Genomic DNA, 14,564 nt, shown 5'->3' with positions numbered 1-14,564 from the left:
TTCCCCCTGTCGTTGACTCGAGTCTAGGGAGTTCGCGTGCCGAAAATGAGGCGGTTAGTCGAGGCGCCGGTAAACGCCATCGACGCGCGGTGCGCCGCCCTGCTCCTCCAGATAGGTCAGCAAGACGGCTTCAAGCACATCCCAGCGCTCGATGCGGCAGGTGCCTTCCTCCATGTCCACGGTCAACGCGTAGCGTTCGCGCGCGGTTTCCGACAGATCAGAGCAGGAGGGGTTGTGATAGGTGACGACGCCGCCGGGATAGGTGAAGACAAGACCGAACAGGTAATTGCCGTCATTCTCGCGCTGGGCGGCGTAGAGCCCATCGGTCAGCGCGCGCAACCGGACATGCTGGTGCGGAAAGGCCTCGGTGTCGGAGGCATAGCTCCAGCCCTCGCGTTCAATCTCGCCGTTCCAGGTGGGCCGGTCGAACGGGCGTCCGTCCGGGTGATAGGGCGTGTGGGAATAGCGGCCCTGATCGAGCGGGAAATCCGCCGCCCGCCGGGTGATCAGAGGATCTTCGGCGTAAAAGCAGCCGCCCAGAAGGGCGGCCGCCAGAATGATCAGAATGCCGGTCCGCATCAGGGCGTGGCGCCGGCCAGAGGTTCGGTCGCCTTGAGCAGCCAGTCCGCGACTTCACCCTCGACCAGCGGCAGGACTTTCTCACGCACCAGGGCGTGATAGCGGTCCATCCACATCAGCTCTTCCGGCGTCAGCAGATGCAGATCGATCAGCGTGCGGTGGATCGGTGCAAGCGTCAGGGTCTCAAAACCAAGCATCGGGCGGTCGCCGCCGGGGATGAGCGCGGCATCGGTGACGACCTGCAGGTTCTCGATGCGGATGCCGTAGGCGTCTTCCTTGTAATAGCCGGGCTCGTTGGAGACGATCATGCCCGGTTCCAGAGCTACGGCGCTGGGCGCCTTGGCAATGCGCTGCGGGCCTTCATGCACACCCAGGAAGCTGCCGACGCCATGGCCGGTGCCATGGTCATAGTCAAAGCCCGCCTGCCATAGCGGCAAACGCGCCAGAACGTCGAGTTGGGTGCCGGTCGTGCCCTTGGGGAAGCGGATCATGGACAGCGCGATATGGCCCTTGAGAACGCGGGTGAACTGGGTCCGCATTTCTGCCGTCGGGGTGCCGATGGGAACCGTCCGGGTAATGTCCGTGGTGCCGTCGGGATATTGGCCGCCACTGTCGACAAGATAGAGCGAACCGTCTGCGAGTTTGAGATTGCTGTCTTCGGACACCCGGTAGTGGGCAAAGGCCGCATTGCCTTGGGCACCGGAAATCGTGTCGAAGGACAGGTCGCGCAGCTCCGGCAATTCCTTGCGCAGGCTTTCCAGCTTCTGGGCAGCCTGGATCTCGTCGACCTCGCCGGACTGGCCCTCAGTGTCGAGCCAGTGCAGGAATTTGACGATCACTGCGCCGTCGCGAATGTGTGCCTGGCGTGAGCCCTCGACCTCGGCGGCATTCTTGGCCGCCTTGGGGCGCATGACCGGGTCTTCCAGCTCCTGCACCGTGGCACCGCCAGACTTGAGCTGTTCAAACACCCAGGCCGATGCCGTGTTGGGATCAACGCGCACGGTTTTGCCGTCGAGCTCCGCCAGGCCGGCAGCGAACTCGGTTTCCGGTCGTAGTGCAACTTCATTGCCGAGATGGGAGCGGGTTTCGTCGGTCAGTTTTTCCGGAGCCACAAATAGGGTCGCCTTGCCGTCCTTGCCGAGAATGGCGGCAGACAAAGGCAGGGGCGAGCGGGATACATCGCCACCCCGGATGTTGAACAGCCAGGCGATGGAGGGTGGCGCTGTCAGGACCGCCGCGTCAGCCGCGCCGCGCTCGATAGCAACGCCGATGCGCTCGCGCTTGGAGGTATGGTCTTCGCCAGCAAATTCGATCGGCTGCGGATTGATCTTTGCCATGGGAGCAGCCGGGCGATCGCTCCAGGCCGTGTCGAGCGGATTGCTGTCAACACTGACCAGCTCGACACCGGCGCGCTCGGCAGCGGTCTGCAGCCGTGCCAGAGAGGCGGGGCTGTGCAGGCGGGCGTCATAGCCGATTTTCTCACCGGCCCGGCCGGCGCTCTCGATCCAGCCATGCATGCCCTGATCGACCAGGTCGCGATACTCAAACAGATCGCCATCGACCTGCTGGCGCACCTGCAGCGTATAGCGGCCATCAACGAAAACCGCGGCGCGATCAATCATGGCGATAGCCGCGCCGGCCGAACCGGAGAAACCGGTCAGCCACAACAGCCGCTCATTGCAATCGGGCAGGTATTCGTTGTCGTACTCGTCCTCATGCGGCACCAGGAAACCGTCCAGCCCGAGGGCTTTGAGCTCAGTGCGCAGCTTGGGCAGGTTGTCGCGGCCAAATTGCGGGCCGCCCTTTACGTCGAAAGTCTGTGAGATCATCTGGGTCATGGCGGGAAATTAGGCCCGCTGCATGACGCTTGCAATCAGGCTTTCACCGCAATCAGCGTTTCCCAGCCCTCAATCGGTTCCCGGCGCTGCACCGTCAGGCCCGCCGCTTCATAGGCCTCGCGCACCCAGGCTTCCTGTTCGCTCAGCAGGCCGGAAAGAATAACCTTGCCGCCCGGGGTGAGGGCATTGGCGATGCCCGGTGCCAGGGCCACCAGGGGACCGGCGAGAATATTGGCGAAGATCAGTTCGAACTGGCGACCCTTCAGCTTGGCGTGGTCGAGCCCCTCGGCGACAAAGCAGTCCACGTCCGGTGTGCCGTTCTTGTCGCAATTGACCTGGCTTTCCTCGACCGCTTCCGGATCGATGTCCGAGGCCAGGATTTCAGCATCTGCGAGGGTTTTCGCCGCAGCGATTGCCAGGGCGGCTGTGCCGCAGCCCAGGTCAAATACCGTGGCCGGGCGCTCGCCGGCTTCCAGCATGGCGTCATAGGCCAGGAGGCAGCCGCGTGTCGTGCCGTGATGGCCGGTGCCAAAGGCCGGTCCAGCTTCGATTTCCAGCTTCACCTTGCCGGCGGGGATCTGGTCGCGGTCATGTTCGCCGAAGACGATGAACCGGCCCGCCTCGACGGGCTTCAGCCCTTCCAGGGATATACGGACCCAGTCTTCATTCGGGACCGGGCGGATCTCGGCGAGGATGTCAGTCGGCAGACCGGACGCGGCACGGAATTGCGCTTCATCGGGCGGCGTGTCGAACAGCACATCCAGGCGCGCCGGATCGGTGTCGTCAAACAGCGACCAGGACAGGGCCAGCGGCGGATAGGCCTCGTCGAGACGCTCGGCGGCGTCGGCGAGGGTTTTGAAATCGGCCTGCGCGGTGAGGCGCCAGAGTGTGGACATGATCAGCTCCCGGGAGGCTCAAAGCCTGGCGGCGGGGTGTGACCGGTTTTTGCCCCCGAGGCAAGGGCTAGGGCAGGTCCCGCAGGAAGCTTTCGACCACTTTCTTCTCGCCGGCCTTATCGAACTTCACCGTGTATTTGGCGCCGTCGGCCTTCTTCACTGTTCCGTAGCCGAATTTGTCGTGGAAGACCCGATCGCCGGCCTGCCACTTGCCGGTCTTGTCCGAGCCGCCGCTTTCAATCAGCGTTGCCTTGGCGTTGATAGTCGGCGGGTCGCTCTTGCGTCCGGACTGGGTATTGGCTTGATAGCGCTTCCAGCCGGGTGAGGAATAGCTCGACGCCATCGGATCGGCATTGGCCGTGAAGCTCTCGCGGCCCGGGCCGCCGTCATAATAGCCGGTCTCCGACTTCGCTTCGACGTGATCAACGGGCATTTCGTCGATAAAGCGCGAGGGGATAACGGCTAGCCAGCGTCCATCGATCATGCGGTTGGCGGTAAAGGTGATGATCGCCCGCTCACGCGCTCTTGTGATGCCGACATAGGCCAGACGGCGCTCTTCCTCGAGCGAACGCGTCCCGCCTTCATCCAGCGAGCGCTGTGAGGGAAACACCGTCTCTTCCCAGCCCGGCAGGAAAACCAGGGGGAATTCCAGCCCCTTGGCGCCATGCAGGGTCATCAGCGAAACTTCGTCATCATCCTCGCTGGCGCGGTCGGCATCGGTAACCAGGGCGACATGTTCGAGATAGGCTTCCAGCGTATCCCATTCGCCCATGGAACGGACGAGTTCCTTCAGGTTCTCCAGCCGGCCGGCGGCCTGGGGCGTTTTGTCCTCGCGCCACATGGCAGTGTAGCCGCTCTCGTCGAGCACAATCTCGGCCAGTTCGTCGAGCCGCGAATGCTCGGCCTGTTCGCGCCAGCGGTCGACATCGCGCAGGAAAACCTGAAGCGCTGTGCGGGCCTTGCCGCGGATCTCGTCGGTTGTGACCATGACCCGCGCGGCCTCGCTCATAGGCACGCCCATGGCCCGTGCAGTCATGGCGATCTTCTGCACTGAGGTGTCGCCGATACCGCGCTTGGGCGTGTTGACGATGCGCTCAAAGGCAAGATCATCTTCCGGCGAGCGGACCAGGCGCAGATAGGCGTGCGCATCACGGATCTCGGCGCGTTCGAAGAAGCGGGGGCCGCCAATCACCTTGTAGGGCAGACCCAGCATGATGAAACGGTCCTCGAAGGCGCGCATCTGCCAGGCAGCGCGCACCAGTACGGCGGCGTCGGAATAGGCCCGGCCCTTGGAGGACCAGTTTTCAATCTCCTCGGCGACGAAACGGGCTTCGGCTTCACCATCCCAGATGCCGCGCACCTGGACTTTCTCGCCGCCGCTGTCCTCGGTCCAAAGGGTTTTGCCCAGCCGCGAGCGGTTGGCAGCAATCAGGCCCGAGGCCGCCGCGAGGATGTGTTCGGTTGAGCGGTAATTGCGCTCCAAGCGCACCACATGCGCGCCCGGGAAGTCGTTTTCGAAGCGCAGGATGTTGTCCACTTCGGCGCCGCGCCAGCCATAAATGGACTGATCATCATCGCCGACGCAGCAAATGTTTCCCGTACCCTGAGCGAGCAGCCGCAGCCAAAGGTATTGCGAGACGTTGGTGTCCTGATACTCGTCGACGAGCACATAGCGGAACTTCTTGTGATACTCCGCCAGCACATCCGGGTGATCTTTGAAAATGTGCAGGGTGTGCAGCAGAAGATCGCCGAAATCGCAGCAATTCAGTGTCTTCAGCCGTTCCTGATAGATCTGGTAAAGGCCCTGGCCACGGCCTTCCGCAAACGACCACTTGTCCTCTTCACCGAGCTGGTCCGGCAAAAGGCCACGGTTTTTCCATCCATCGATGAGCGAGGCGAGATGGCGGGGTGTCCAGCGCTTCTCGTCGATGTTTTCCGCCTGGATAATCTGCTTCAGCAATCGAAGCTGATCATCGGTGTCGAGAATGGTGAAGTTTGACTTGAGCTCGACCAGCTCGGCATGGCGACGCAGGATCTGCGCGGAAATGGAGTGAAATGTGCCGAGCCAGGGTACGCCTTCAACCGCCTCACCGATGATCCGGCCGACGCGCTCTTTCATCTCGCGCGCCGCCTTGTTGGTGAAAGTCACGGCCAGGATCTGCCAGGGCTGGGCCCGGCCGGTGGCCAGGATGTGGGCCAGGCGGGTGGTCAAAACGCGTGTCTTGCCGGTGCCGGCGCCGGCAAGGACCAGTACCGGGCCCTCTACCGCCTCAACGGCCTCGCGCTGCTCCGGGTTCAGCCCCTCCAGATAGGGCGAGGGCGGCGCGGGGCGCGCCATATCGGAGATGGAGAGATTGGACATGGGTCGGCGCCGTACAGCTTGCGATTCGTATCAGCTGAGCAGTCTGACCCGGATATGGGCTAATCCCAAGAGCCCAGGTGTATTTGTTCGGTGTTTGTTCAGGGGGCGGCCGCACGGGCCAGCTCTTGCCTTAAAGAGCTGGCCCGGCCGGGGGGAGGAAATGGGATCTACGCTGCGAGGGCCGGTGTCTGGTAGGGACCCATTTCCAGAAAATGGAAAAATGCGTTGGAAAGCTCGCCATTTTGCGAGCGGCTGTCTTCGGCGAAATTCGCCAATTCGGTCAGGAAACCCTGGTGCTGGCGCGCGATAAACAGCGGCGAGACACCATCCTGATCGGCGATGGCCGTCTCAAGGCACTCGAAGAGGGTTTCGTAGGCCACGCACAAGTCGTTGATCAGCATGAGGAGCTGAGGACCGTCGCCACCATGGTGCTGCTCAATGCGAATAGCGTCCAAGATCTTCTCGATCTCGCCGGTGGTCGTGTCGACAGTCACTCCTGCAAACGTCATACGCGCGGACATAAGAGGCCTCCCCAGGCATCCCGGATTAACTCTGTGCGCTATCCCGCACCCGTTCCGCGGGATTGAAAACGAATTATATAATATAACCGCGAAAATGGAAGCGAAATCTGTAGCTATAACAGGGAATTAGAGTTCGATTCCGAGGTGATTTGGTCGTTTTTCAAAACCGGGGGAGGTCCGGTTTCGGGGCGGGGCTTGCCTCGCTACTCAACCAAACAGCGCATCGATATCGGCCTGGAGCGCCTCATCCGGCTGGTCCTCGACCGGTTCGGACTTGCCATTGATAGCCGATGAGGCCGCTGCGATCAGCGGTTTGATGTCCTCGCTGGCCAGGCGCGCGATCTCGGCACAGATTTCCGGTGCCTGGCTCTGACGCAGGAAGCTCTGCGCCCGTTCAACCTCACCGTCGATCTGCAGGATCAGGGTCTCGAGATGAACCCGCACAGCGCGCGGTGCAGCGCCATAGGCCAGGATGGCCAGATCCTTGTCCTTGAAAGCGGAATGATCGAAGTGCTCGCAATAGCTCGACGGCTTCCACTCCAGGACATCTTCTGCGCAATCGCGCATGTCCGGGAGCATCTCCATCAGCATAACGACTTCATTGAAGTGGTTGAGATAATCGGTAGCCAGCCCGGTGTCGGGATTGATGTTAGCCGCACGCAGCGCATCTGCCGCGAGCACACCGTCTCCCAGTATGGGGCTTTCTTGCCCGTCTATCCGACCCACCATAGCCATCATCAGCTAAGCTAGCCGAACAATCTTTCCGAAGCCTTATTGGCACTGATATCCGGTGTTTTCAGGCTACCGGTGCTCTTCTTCACTGATCTCGGCGAGTGCCCGGGCATAGGCAGCCTGGGCATCGGCCTTGGTCAGCCAGCCGATGATCGGCTGATCGCCGGTGCGGCTCCTCACGGCAGCGCCTTCGAGCTGTTCGGCGTCGAAAACGCCCATGGCCCGGCCTAGCGTATCGTCTTCATAAAGGCAGACACCACTGTCGATTTCCGCCTCGCCCCAGCTGTCGAGCGGCATCATGCATTGGCGGACGCGGACCATTTGCAGCACCAGGCGGCTGGCGCCGCCGGAAATGTCATAGCCGCGGCGCATAACCTGTTTCTGGAACAGCGATCCGCCCAGGGCTGACTGGGTCAGAACCGTCGCGACCGATACGGCGACCAGCACCGCCACGGCCGCCTCATAGCTGGAGGTCAGTTCAAACACGATCAAGGTCGTCGAAAGCGGGGCGCCAAGGACTGCGCCAGAAACAGCGCCCATACCGACCACGGCGAAGAAGCCGGCACCGGCGGTTTGATCGCCGAAAAGCGAAACCATGATCAGCCCAAAAGAGGCGCCGAGCATGGCGCCGAGATAGATCGATGGTGAGAACACCCCGCCGGCAAAGCGAAAGCCAATGGTCACGAAAGTCGCGATGGTCTTCAGCACGATCAGGATAATCAGCTCGTTGAACAGGTATTCGCCGGCTAGGGCATTGCTGGTCGCTTCATAGCCCACTCCGAGGATCTCCGGTGCAAGCAGGGCGAGGCAACCGATCAGCAGGCCGCCGGGTAAAGGAAGCGCCCAGAGCGGCAGGCGAAGCCGCTTGGCCAGGCCGTCAATCCAGTTGCCGCCATGCAGAATGCCGCGATCAAAAAGAATGGCGAGTCCGGCAGCGGCGATGCCCAGCAGGGCGGCGGCCGGATAATCAAACAGGTGGCTCTGGTAGACTTGGGTGATGGCAAAGGCGGCATCATCACCGAGGTGAAAACGGACGATCAGAGCGCCGATAACGCTGGCGACAGCCACCGGCGCGATCGAGCGCAACGCATAGTGACCGAGGATGACTTCGAAGGCGAAGAGGGCGCCGGCGACCGGTGCGTTGAAACTGGCTGAGACGGCTGCCGCGGCACCGCAGGCGAGCAGGATGCGGCTGCCGCGCGGGTTCAGGCCGATCAGGCGGGAGATCTGGGAGGCGAGTGTACCGCCGAGATGCACGGCTGGTCCCTCGCGCCCGGCACTGCCGCCGCCGCCCAGGGAAATAGTAGCGAGTAGCGCCGAGAACAGCCCGGTCTTCAGCTCGATGCGACCATTCTTGACGGCGCGCGCTTCGATAACATCGGGGACGCCTGAGGCGCGGCCACCATTGAGCCAGCCCATGCGGCCGCCGAGCCAGAGCAGGGCAGCGATAACGCAACCGGCCGCGATGGGAATCAGCATCAGCCGCCCCGCCGGAAGATCCGCGGCAGCGCTGGCCAGGCTTTCTTCTGTCACTCCGAAAGCGAGGACTTCAATGGCGCTGATGGCGAGGCGCAGTCCGAGGGTGGCATACCCGGCAACGAGGCCGACCGCGATCCCCATCAGCCACAGCGCTCCGCCGCGCCCGTCGCTGAAAGCGGCCGTCAGGTTGGATAGAAGTCCACGATTTGCCCCGGAATCGTTCACGTGAGCCAATAGGCGCGAGGGGCGTGCGAGCGTCAAGCGCAAGCCCGCTCACAAATACGGAACCCGCCGGTGAGGGGCGGCGGGTTCCAGAGCAGACCGACGCAAGCGTCAGCCTATTGCGGGCCGGAGCGCGTTGGCGCCCGAGCAGGTCTTGTATTGGTGGCAGGGGGCTGTCCCTGGCCGCCGCGGGTCGCGGTGGCGCGGCGGGCGCGATCAGGAACGGGCTGGGCGATCATGCCACCGCCGGCATCGACCAGGGTAAGGACATCGCGGATATCCGGATCGCCCTGGTAGAAGATGTTTACCGGGACCGCGATCCGCTCATAGCCGCCGCGCACCTTGTCACCTGAACCGCTGTTGTAGAGACAATGACCGACCAGGTTGAGCCGGATCTGGTGGTTGAAGACATCGTCCTGGCGCAAAAAGTCCGCCGCTGTCCCGGCATTGTTGGCGATGAATTGCTCCATGCGGTATTCGACATAATCGACCGGATTCCAGGTGAAGCTCACAAGATTGCTGGCTTGCCGGGGCACATCCATTTCCAATACGAGCTCGAAATCGGCGGCCGGGTACTGGCCGGAATAGTCCTGGCTTTCGCCCCAATAGGTGAATGTGGTCTGCACCGGTGTGCCGGCACCGGTCGAGTGCAGGAAGACAGTGCCGCCAAAACTGGCCTGCATCTCTTCCGCGCGACCGTAATCGCCCGGGCCAAAGACCTCGCAGAACATGCGCCCTGAAACGGTGAACTGCGGATTGTCCGAGATCACCTGAAGATCGCGATCAGCCGGATCCGTGGAGGCCGCCATATTGCGGATTGTGATCATCAGGGGCGGGATATTGGACTGCAATTCAATGCGGTCTATCCCGTTCGCATAGTCGGACTCCTGGGCCAGGGCCGGCTGACACAGGGCCGTCATGGCCGCTCCGGCCAGTAGAATAGTCGTCAGGTATTTCATCTTTCATCTCCCGTGACGCCGCGACAGTCCCTCTTCGCGAACGGCATTGATGCCCCTCTTATGCGAGGCCGTGCCGGATGCGATCAGTTGCAGCGGCGCACGCCGGAGCGCCTCGGGGGTTGCACGTGAGTTGCATGAGAGTTACACGCAAAAAGCGCGTCTTTTCAGTGATTAAGATTCACTTCCAGCGATTTGTGCGGGGCGATCAAGGCGCTAGCGAATGATCACTTACCGGCTTCCGGGCGCCGTCTTGATCGCGCCGGAGTTGCAAGATGAACCGGATGTGACCGGGCGCGTCTTGTTTAAAACGTAAGTCTATGCTTACATAAAGTCATGACGCATGAAAAAGCCCTTTCCGCGCTGGCCGATCCGACCCGGCGTACTGTTTTCGAGCGATTGCGTTCGGGGCCTAAATCCGCCGGACATCTGGCCCAAGGGCTGGCGGTCAGCCGGCCGGCCGTGTCGCAGCATCTCAAAGCACTGCGCGAAGCCGGACTGGTCGCTGACGAAAAACGCGGGCGCAGCCGGATCTATCGGATCGAGCATGGCGGGCTTGAGGCATTGCGATCCTATCTCGACAGCTTCTGGGGCGATGTCCTGGACGCCTACAAGGAGGCACTGGAACATGATGAGCGCGACCAGAACAGCGATTGAACCCCTGGTGAAAACGATCGAGGTCGATACCGATGCGGCCACCGCTTTCGCCTTCTTTACTGACCGGATCGATTCCTGGTGGCCGGCCGAAACCCACTCCATGGCCGCTGATCGCGGCGAAACACGGCCCGACCGGATCGTTTTCGAGCTCAAGCCCGGCGGGCGGCTTTATGAACGTGGCGCGGATGGCCGCGAATGCGATTGGGGCCGGGTCAGGGTTTACGAACCCGGCAAGCGGGTCGTGTTTTCCTGGCATTTGCAGCGCCCGGCCGATGAGGCGACGGAAGTCGAGGTGCGCTTCGAGGCGTTGAGCGATGTCACCACCCGCGTCGTCCTGGTCCATCGCGGCTGGGAAAACTGGGCCAATGGGGCGGAGATGCGCCTGCGCTATGACGGCGGCTGGGACCTTGTATTGGCACCCTTTACTCGCGCTATAGCGGCCTGAGGTCCATGGGAGCGGATGCGTGGTGCCAACGCATCCCCGGGGTTTGAGCTAGCGGTCTTCACGCATCAGCCGGCGCAAGACCCAGACCCGGACCGATGAGGCCAGCGGGTCTTCGCCGCGTTCCGCGTCGATCGCATTGATCAGCGCGGCCAGGGAGCGATGTTCGAGTGCTGCGGCCTGATCCAGTACGGTCCAGAATTCGGGCTCCAGAGACAGGCTGGTGCGGTGACCGGACAGGGAGAGAGAGCGTTTGATCAGGGGCATGGCCGAAGATGTGACCGATCCGCACCGGGCTGGCAATGCATGGGCGTCGCTTTAAGGCCTTGCTTACCCTGAACGCGCTAGGCCTGAGGCGTAGCTTTCCTGTCCAGACCGTTTTCATCATGCGCCGTTGGCACAAACCGATACCGCTTTCCAGCCTGCTCAAAGCCCGCGTACCAGACACGCCGGGCGTCTACATGTTGCTGGGCGATGAGAGTGATCTGTCATCGGTGCTGAAAATTGCGCCGGCACGCTCGCTTCGGGCCGCCTTTGAGCGCGCCCTTGAGCCAGCCGACAGCTATCAGCCGGCGACGCCGGAAGCGTTGATGTTCTTTGAGACCGTGTCGGAAACGGCTGAGGCGGAGCGGCTGCTGGGCGCTTACAAGCGCAAGCACGGGCAAAACCCGATCCTCAACTCGCCATTCTAGCTGGACTGCGGGGCAGCGGTGCTGGATCGGCTGGCATCGGGTTCCGGACTGTCGCGGCGGCCCATGGCCCGGATGCTCATGATCCGCTTGAGCAGGTCAAACCAGAAGGGCGCGCCCAGCGACAGGGCGATGGCGGTCAGGAAAAGTCCGAGCATCTTGAACGCGATACCGCCGATCACCGGCCCGATGTCGCGATGATCCCAGTTCTCGCCTGGCCGGCCGCCAAGGCGGGTGGCGGTGCGCTTGACGTCCTCGTCCATGCCGGTAATGCCGGTCAGCGGCATGAGGGACATGGCCTCGCTGAGCCGCTGCAGGCGCTCGCGGGCGTCTTCCAGGCTGACGCCGTCAGCTGTCTCGATGCCGGGCTGGGCCCCGGTTTGCGGGTTGTTGGGCGCGGTTTCGGTGCTGATTCTGTGTGCTGCGGGTTCCGATTCGGGCGTGCCGGGGTCTTCTAGCGGTGCGTTTTCGGTGCGCGCGGCGTGCCCATCCAGTGCCGAACAGTCCACCCGCGCATCCGCATTCTCACCCTGTAGTACACAGCTGTCGGCATAGGTCCCGGCGACATCGATAATCGCCTCGCGCAAGGTCCGGTCGGTCCAGAGCCGCTCGGCGATGGTGATGGTGTCGGCATTGGACAGGACGGCCAGCGAAATGGCGATCCACAGTGTCCAGATATGGACCTTGCGCTTGAACGTTCCGCTCATGCGGTCGACGGCGCGCTGATACACAGCCTCAATCTGGCCGATCATGTCCTCGACCTTGTTGTCCGCGGTCATCACGGCGGTCTGGATCGAGGCTGTGAAGGGGGTGTCGGGCAGGTAGTTGAGGCTGTCCAGCAGGCTGTCCGTGGTCAGGACATGCGCTTCGGAGCGGCGCGTATCGCTGAGCTTGGCACCGGAGGTCAGGGCCTCCGATATCGCGTCATCGCCATCGGCTGCGGTCTCGCCGGACGTTGCGCCGGCCTCTTCTGACTGGGCTTGGCGCTGCTTGTCCTGGGCCCATTCCAGCAGGCCTTGGGCGAATTGACGCGGTGCAATCGAAGACGGCCCCATACCGTGTTTCAGCGCGCTCTGCGGGTCCGGGTCGAGGGCGTTGCCCGACAAAAAGGCGGTGCGGATGCTGGGGGTCTCGAGGAAGGCTGAAAAATTCTCCAGAGCCTGATCGGTAGTGTCGCGACCTCGGGGTGTTTTGGGCTGGATCCAGGGCACACCCTGATGCAGGCCGAGCGCCCGTCCGACCCGGTCGGTCAGCGACCCGCCCGTTCTCGGGTGGGTTTCATGCTTGCGGCTCTCAAGCAGAATATAGAGCCCTTGCATCAAGGTCCGCTGTCGAAGCCGGGCCAGGCCGTTGGCGATCAACTCGACCAGTGCGGTCGCAAACAGGCTGAGCAGAAGATATACGAAAATCAGGCCTATAGAGACCTCGAGCGCGATCCCGAATGCCATCTTGTCCCCCCGGATGATGTCTCACCTTAGGGGAGTTAAATCTCGTGCGCAATTTATGCGGGTTTAATCCGTGTCCGGCGCGTCGCGCTTCTTGGCCTCAAGCTCGCGCAACAGACGGTCGCGCTCCAGCCGGACTGGCTCGCTCAGGGTTTTCGGCGTCCCATGGGCGACCCGGTTGGCCTCGGCCTGTTTCGCCTTGTCCTCACGTTGCTTGCGCTTGCGGAACTGGCGGAGATTGACGGGTTTTGAGGTCATGGGAAAACCCTAGCAAACAAAACCCCGGGCGCGAAGCGACCCGGGGTTCCATGACAAGCAAATACTGAGCGCGCTCAGGCCTTCGGCCCGATCATCTGCTCGGGACGTACGATCGCGTCGAACTGTTCTTCGGTGACAAAGCCCAGCTTGACCGCTTCCTCGCGCAGCGTGGTGCCGTTCTTGTGCGCCGTCTTGGCGACAATGGTGGCGTTGTCATAGCCGATCGTCGAGTTGAGCGCGGTGACCAGCATGAGCGAGCGCTCCATGAGCTGTTTGATATTGTCCTCGCGCGCCTTGATGCCGGTGACGCATTTATCGGTGAAGGTGCGCGCTGCGTCGGCCAGGATCTGGATCGATTGCAGCACGTTGAAAATGATCACCGGCTTGAACACGTTGAGCTCGAAATGACCCTGGCTGCCGGCGAAGGAGACGGCGGCGTTATTGCCCATCACCTGGGCACAAACCATGGTCATGGCTTCACACTGGGTCGGATTGACCTTGCCCGGCATGATCGAGGAGCCCGGCTCGTTTTCCGGCAGGGCGATCTCGCCAAGACCGGAGCGCGGTCCCGAGCCCAGGAGGCGGATGTCATTGGCGATCTTGAACAGTGACACGGCGACTGAGTTGAGGGCGCCATGGGCTTCCACCAGGGCATCCTTGGTGGCCAGAGCCTCGAACTTGTTCGGTGCGGTGATGAAGGGCAGGCCGGTAAAGCTGGCGGCTTCCTCGGCAAAGGCCTCGGCATAGCCCGGCTTGGTGTTGAGCCCGGTGCCGACCGCGGTGCCGCCCATGGCCAGCTCGTGCAGGGCATCGCGCGTGGCTTCAACACGGCGGATGCCGTTCTTCACCATCGCGGTATAGCCGGAGAATTCCTGGCCCAGGGTCAGCGGCGTGGCATCCTGCAAATGGGTGCGGCCGATCTTGATGATGTCCTTGAACTCGTCCGTCTTGGCCTCGAGCGCGGCATGCAGGTGCTGCAGGGCCGGGAGCAGGGCATGGGCGACCTGTTCGGCCGCAGCGATATGCATCGCCGTCGGGAAGGTGTCGTTGGAAGATTGCGAGCGATTGACGTGATCATTCGGGTGCACCGGATCCTTCGAGCCGACCGTGCCGCCGAGAAGCTGGATGGCCCGGTTGGAGACCACCTCATTGGTGTTCATGTTCGACTGCGTGCCCGAGCCGGTCTGCCAGACCGAGAGCGGGAAATGGTCATTCCACTGGCCTTCGGCGACTTCCGTGGCGGCGGTGACGATCGCGTCGGCCAGTTCCGGCTCGAGATTGTCCAGGCGCTTATTGGCCAGGGCTGCGGACCGCTTGACGATACCCAGAGCGCGGATCAGCGCGACGGGCATGGTTTCCGTGCCGATCGGGAAGTTGATCAGGGAGCGGGCCGTCTGCGCGCCGAAGAGTTTTTCGGCGGGGACTTCAAGAGGACCAAAGCTGTCGGTTTCCGTGCGCATCTCGCTCATGAGGGGAGGCTCCTTGCAG

At 62.5% G+C, this 14,564-nt stretch carries 15 protein-coding genes; 3 read left to right on the top strand and 12 right to left on the bottom strand.

What is annotated here, in order from left to right; translation table 11 throughout:
* Nucleotides 1-54 precede the first annotated feature (54 nt).
* The 8 genes from Q1V57_RS12800 to Q1V57_RS12765 form a co-directional block, all read right to left on the bottom strand.
* Complete coding sequence (locus Q1V57_RS12800; RefSeq protein ID WP_300531524.1) at nucleotides 55-579, bottom strand: hypothetical protein; 525 nt, start codon at nucleotides 577-579, stop codon at nucleotides 55-57.
* Nucleotides 579-2,417, bottom strand: coding sequence for an aminopeptidase P family protein (locus tag Q1V57_RS12795; RefSeq protein WP_300531522.1), 1,839 nt, complete (start codon nucleotides 2,415-2,417; stop codon nucleotides 579-581). Before Q1V57_RS12795 ends, Q1V57_RS12800 begins: the two co-directional genes overlap by 1 nt.
* Before the next feature lie 35 nt (nucleotides 2,418-2,452).
* Nucleotides 2,453-3,313 (bottom strand): 50S ribosomal protein L11 methyltransferase, encoded by an 861-nt coding sequence (locus Q1V57_RS12790; protein ID WP_300531520.1) that lies wholly within the window; start codon nucleotides 3,311-3,313, stop codon nucleotides 2,453-2,455.
* A gap of 67 nt (nucleotides 3,314-3,380) precedes the next feature.
* Nucleotides 3,381-5,675, bottom strand: a complete 2,295-nt coding sequence (locus tag Q1V57_RS12785) for a UvrD-helicase domain-containing protein (RefSeq protein ID WP_300531517.1) — start codon at nucleotides 5,673-5,675, stop codon at nucleotides 3,381-3,383.
* A 167-nt stretch (nucleotides 5,676-5,842) separates the two neighbouring features.
* On the bottom strand, nucleotides 5,843-6,196 hold the full coding sequence (locus tag Q1V57_RS12780) for a hypothetical protein (protein ID WP_300531515.1): 354 nt from the start codon (nucleotides 6,194-6,196) through the stop codon (nucleotides 5,843-5,845).
* A 207-nt stretch (nucleotides 6,197-6,403) separates the two neighbouring features.
* Complete coding sequence (locus Q1V57_RS12775; RefSeq protein ID WP_300531512.1) at nucleotides 6,404-6,877, bottom strand: hypothetical protein; 474 nt, start codon at nucleotides 6,875-6,877, stop codon at nucleotides 6,404-6,406.
* A gap of 120 nt (nucleotides 6,878-6,997) precedes the next feature.
* The gene (locus Q1V57_RS12770; RefSeq protein ID WP_300531509.1) at nucleotides 6,998-8,548 is read right to left on the bottom strand and encodes a chloride channel protein; all 1,551 of its coding nucleotides are present in this window, start codon (nucleotides 8,546-8,548) and stop codon (nucleotides 6,998-7,000) included.
* 197 nt (nucleotides 8,549-8,745) lie between these two features.
* A complete protein-coding gene (locus Q1V57_RS12765) occupies nucleotides 8,746-9,588 on the bottom strand; it encodes a hypothetical protein (protein WP_300531506.1) in 843 nt (280 codons plus the stop codon).
* Nucleotides 9,589-9,921: 333 nt separating this feature from the next.
* Between Q1V57_RS12765 and Q1V57_RS12760 the strand changes: the two genes are divergently transcribed.
* Entirely contained in the window at nucleotides 9,922-10,242 is a 321-nt protein-coding gene (locus Q1V57_RS12760) for a metalloregulator ArsR/SmtB family transcription factor (RefSeq protein WP_300531503.1), read from the top strand.
* The gene (locus Q1V57_RS12755) at nucleotides 10,214-10,687 is read left to right on the top strand and encodes an SRPBCC family protein (protein WP_300531500.1); all 474 of its coding nucleotides are present in this window, start codon (nucleotides 10,214-10,216) and stop codon (nucleotides 10,685-10,687) included. Before Q1V57_RS12760 ends, Q1V57_RS12755 begins: the two co-directional genes overlap by 29 nt.
* A 48-nt stretch (nucleotides 10,688-10,735) precedes the next feature.
* On the opposite strand, the gene Q1V57_RS12750 is transcribed toward Q1V57_RS12755, so the two are convergent.
* Nucleotides 10,736-10,951: a ribbon-helix-helix domain-containing protein gene (locus tag Q1V57_RS12750; RefSeq protein ID WP_300531496.1), complete on the bottom strand. Its 216-nt coding sequence runs from the start codon at nucleotides 10,949-10,951 to the stop codon at nucleotides 10,736-10,738.
* A gap of 119 nt (nucleotides 10,952-11,070) precedes the next feature.
* Between Q1V57_RS12750 and Q1V57_RS12745 the strand changes: the two genes are divergently transcribed.
* The gene (locus Q1V57_RS12745) at nucleotides 11,071-11,376 is read left to right on the top strand and encodes a hypothetical protein (protein ID WP_300531493.1); all 306 of its coding nucleotides are present in this window, start codon (nucleotides 11,071-11,073) and stop codon (nucleotides 11,374-11,376) included.
* On the opposite strand, the gene Q1V57_RS12740 is transcribed toward Q1V57_RS12745, so the two are convergent.
* The 3 genes from Q1V57_RS12740 to fumC form a co-directional block, all read right to left on the bottom strand.
* On the bottom strand, nucleotides 11,373-12,821 hold the full coding sequence (locus tag Q1V57_RS12740) for a hypothetical protein (protein ID WP_300531490.1): 1,449 nt from the start codon (nucleotides 12,819-12,821) through the stop codon (nucleotides 11,373-11,375). The genes Q1V57_RS12745 and Q1V57_RS12740 overlap by 4 nt on opposite strands.
* A gap of 63 nt (nucleotides 12,822-12,884) precedes the next feature.
* On the bottom strand, nucleotides 12,885-13,076 hold the full coding sequence (locus Q1V57_RS12735) for a DUF4169 family protein (RefSeq protein WP_300531487.1): 192 nt from the start codon (nucleotides 13,074-13,076) through the stop codon (nucleotides 12,885-12,887).
* A 74-nt stretch (nucleotides 13,077-13,150) separates the two neighbouring features.
* Complete coding sequence (gene fumC, locus Q1V57_RS12730) at nucleotides 13,151-14,545, bottom strand: class II fumarate hydratase (protein ID WP_300531485.1); 1,395 nt, start codon at nucleotides 14,543-14,545, stop codon at nucleotides 13,151-13,153.
* Nucleotides 14,546-14,564 lie beyond the last annotated feature (19 nt).

Origin of the sequence: Maricaulis sp., assembly GCF_030149425.1 — a bacterium.
Classification (GTDB): Bacteria; Pseudomonadota; Alphaproteobacteria; order Caulobacterales; family Maricaulaceae; genus Maricaulis.
The sequence above is the reverse complement of the archived record's forward strand: the minus strand, read 5'-3'. Positions and strand labels throughout refer to the sequence as shown.

What these genes read in the sequence shown, in the direction of transcription:
- Q1V57_RS12765 (WP_300531506.1), bottom strand. Translation starts at nt 9,588, where the DNA reads ATGAAATACCTGACGACTATTCTACTGGCCGGAGCGGCCATGACGGCC.
- Q1V57_RS12755 (WP_300531500.1), top strand. Translation starts at nt 10,214, where the DNA reads ATGATGAGCGCGACCAGAACAGCGATTGAACCCCTGGTGAAAACGATC.
- Q1V57_RS12790 (WP_300531520.1), bottom strand. Translation starts at nt 3,313, where the DNA reads ATGTCCACACTCTGGCGCCTCACCGCGCAGGCCGATTTCAAAACCCTC.
- Q1V57_RS12735 (WP_300531487.1), bottom strand. Translation starts at nt 13,076, where the DNA reads ATGACCTCAAAACCCGTCAATCTCCGCCAGTTCCGCAAGCGCAAGCAA.
- Q1V57_RS12800 (WP_300531524.1), bottom strand. Translation starts at nt 579, where the DNA reads ATGCGGACCGGCATTCTGATCATTCTGGCGGCCGCCCTTCTGGGCGGC.
- Q1V57_RS12760 (WP_300531503.1), top strand. Translation starts at nt 9,922, where the DNA reads ATGACGCATGAAAAAGCCCTTTCCGCGCTGGCCGATCCGACCCGGCGT.
- Q1V57_RS12745 (WP_300531493.1), top strand. Translation starts at nt 11,071, where the DNA reads ATGCGCCGTTGGCACAAACCGATACCGCTTTCCAGCCTGCTCAAAGCC.
- Q1V57_RS12770 (WP_300531509.1), bottom strand. Translation starts at nt 8,548, where the DNA reads ATGGGGATCGCGGTCGGCCTCGTTGCCGGGTATGCCACCCTCGGACTG.
- Q1V57_RS12750 (WP_300531496.1), bottom strand. Translation starts at nt 10,951, where the DNA reads ATGCCCCTGATCAAACGCTCTCTCTCCCTGTCCGGTCACCGCACCAGC.
- Q1V57_RS12785 (WP_300531517.1), bottom strand. Translation starts at nt 5,675, where the DNA reads ATGTCCAATCTCTCCATCTCCGATATGGCGCGCCCCGCGCCGCCCTCG.
- Q1V57_RS12740 (WP_300531490.1), bottom strand. Translation starts at nt 12,821, where the DNA reads ATGGCATTCGGGATCGCGCTCGAGGTCTCTATAGGCCTGATTTTCGTA.
- Q1V57_RS12795 (WP_300531522.1), bottom strand. Translation starts at nt 2,417, where the DNA reads ATGACCCAGATGATCTCACAGACTTTCGACGTAAAGGGCGGCCCGCAA.
- Q1V57_RS12780 (WP_300531515.1), bottom strand. Translation starts at nt 6,196, where the DNA reads ATGTCCGCGCGTATGACGTTTGCAGGAGTGACTGTCGACACGACCACC.
- fumC (WP_300531485.1), bottom strand. Translation starts at nt 14,545, where the DNA reads ATGAGCGAGATGCGCACGGAAACCGACAGCTTTGGTCCTCTTGAAGTC.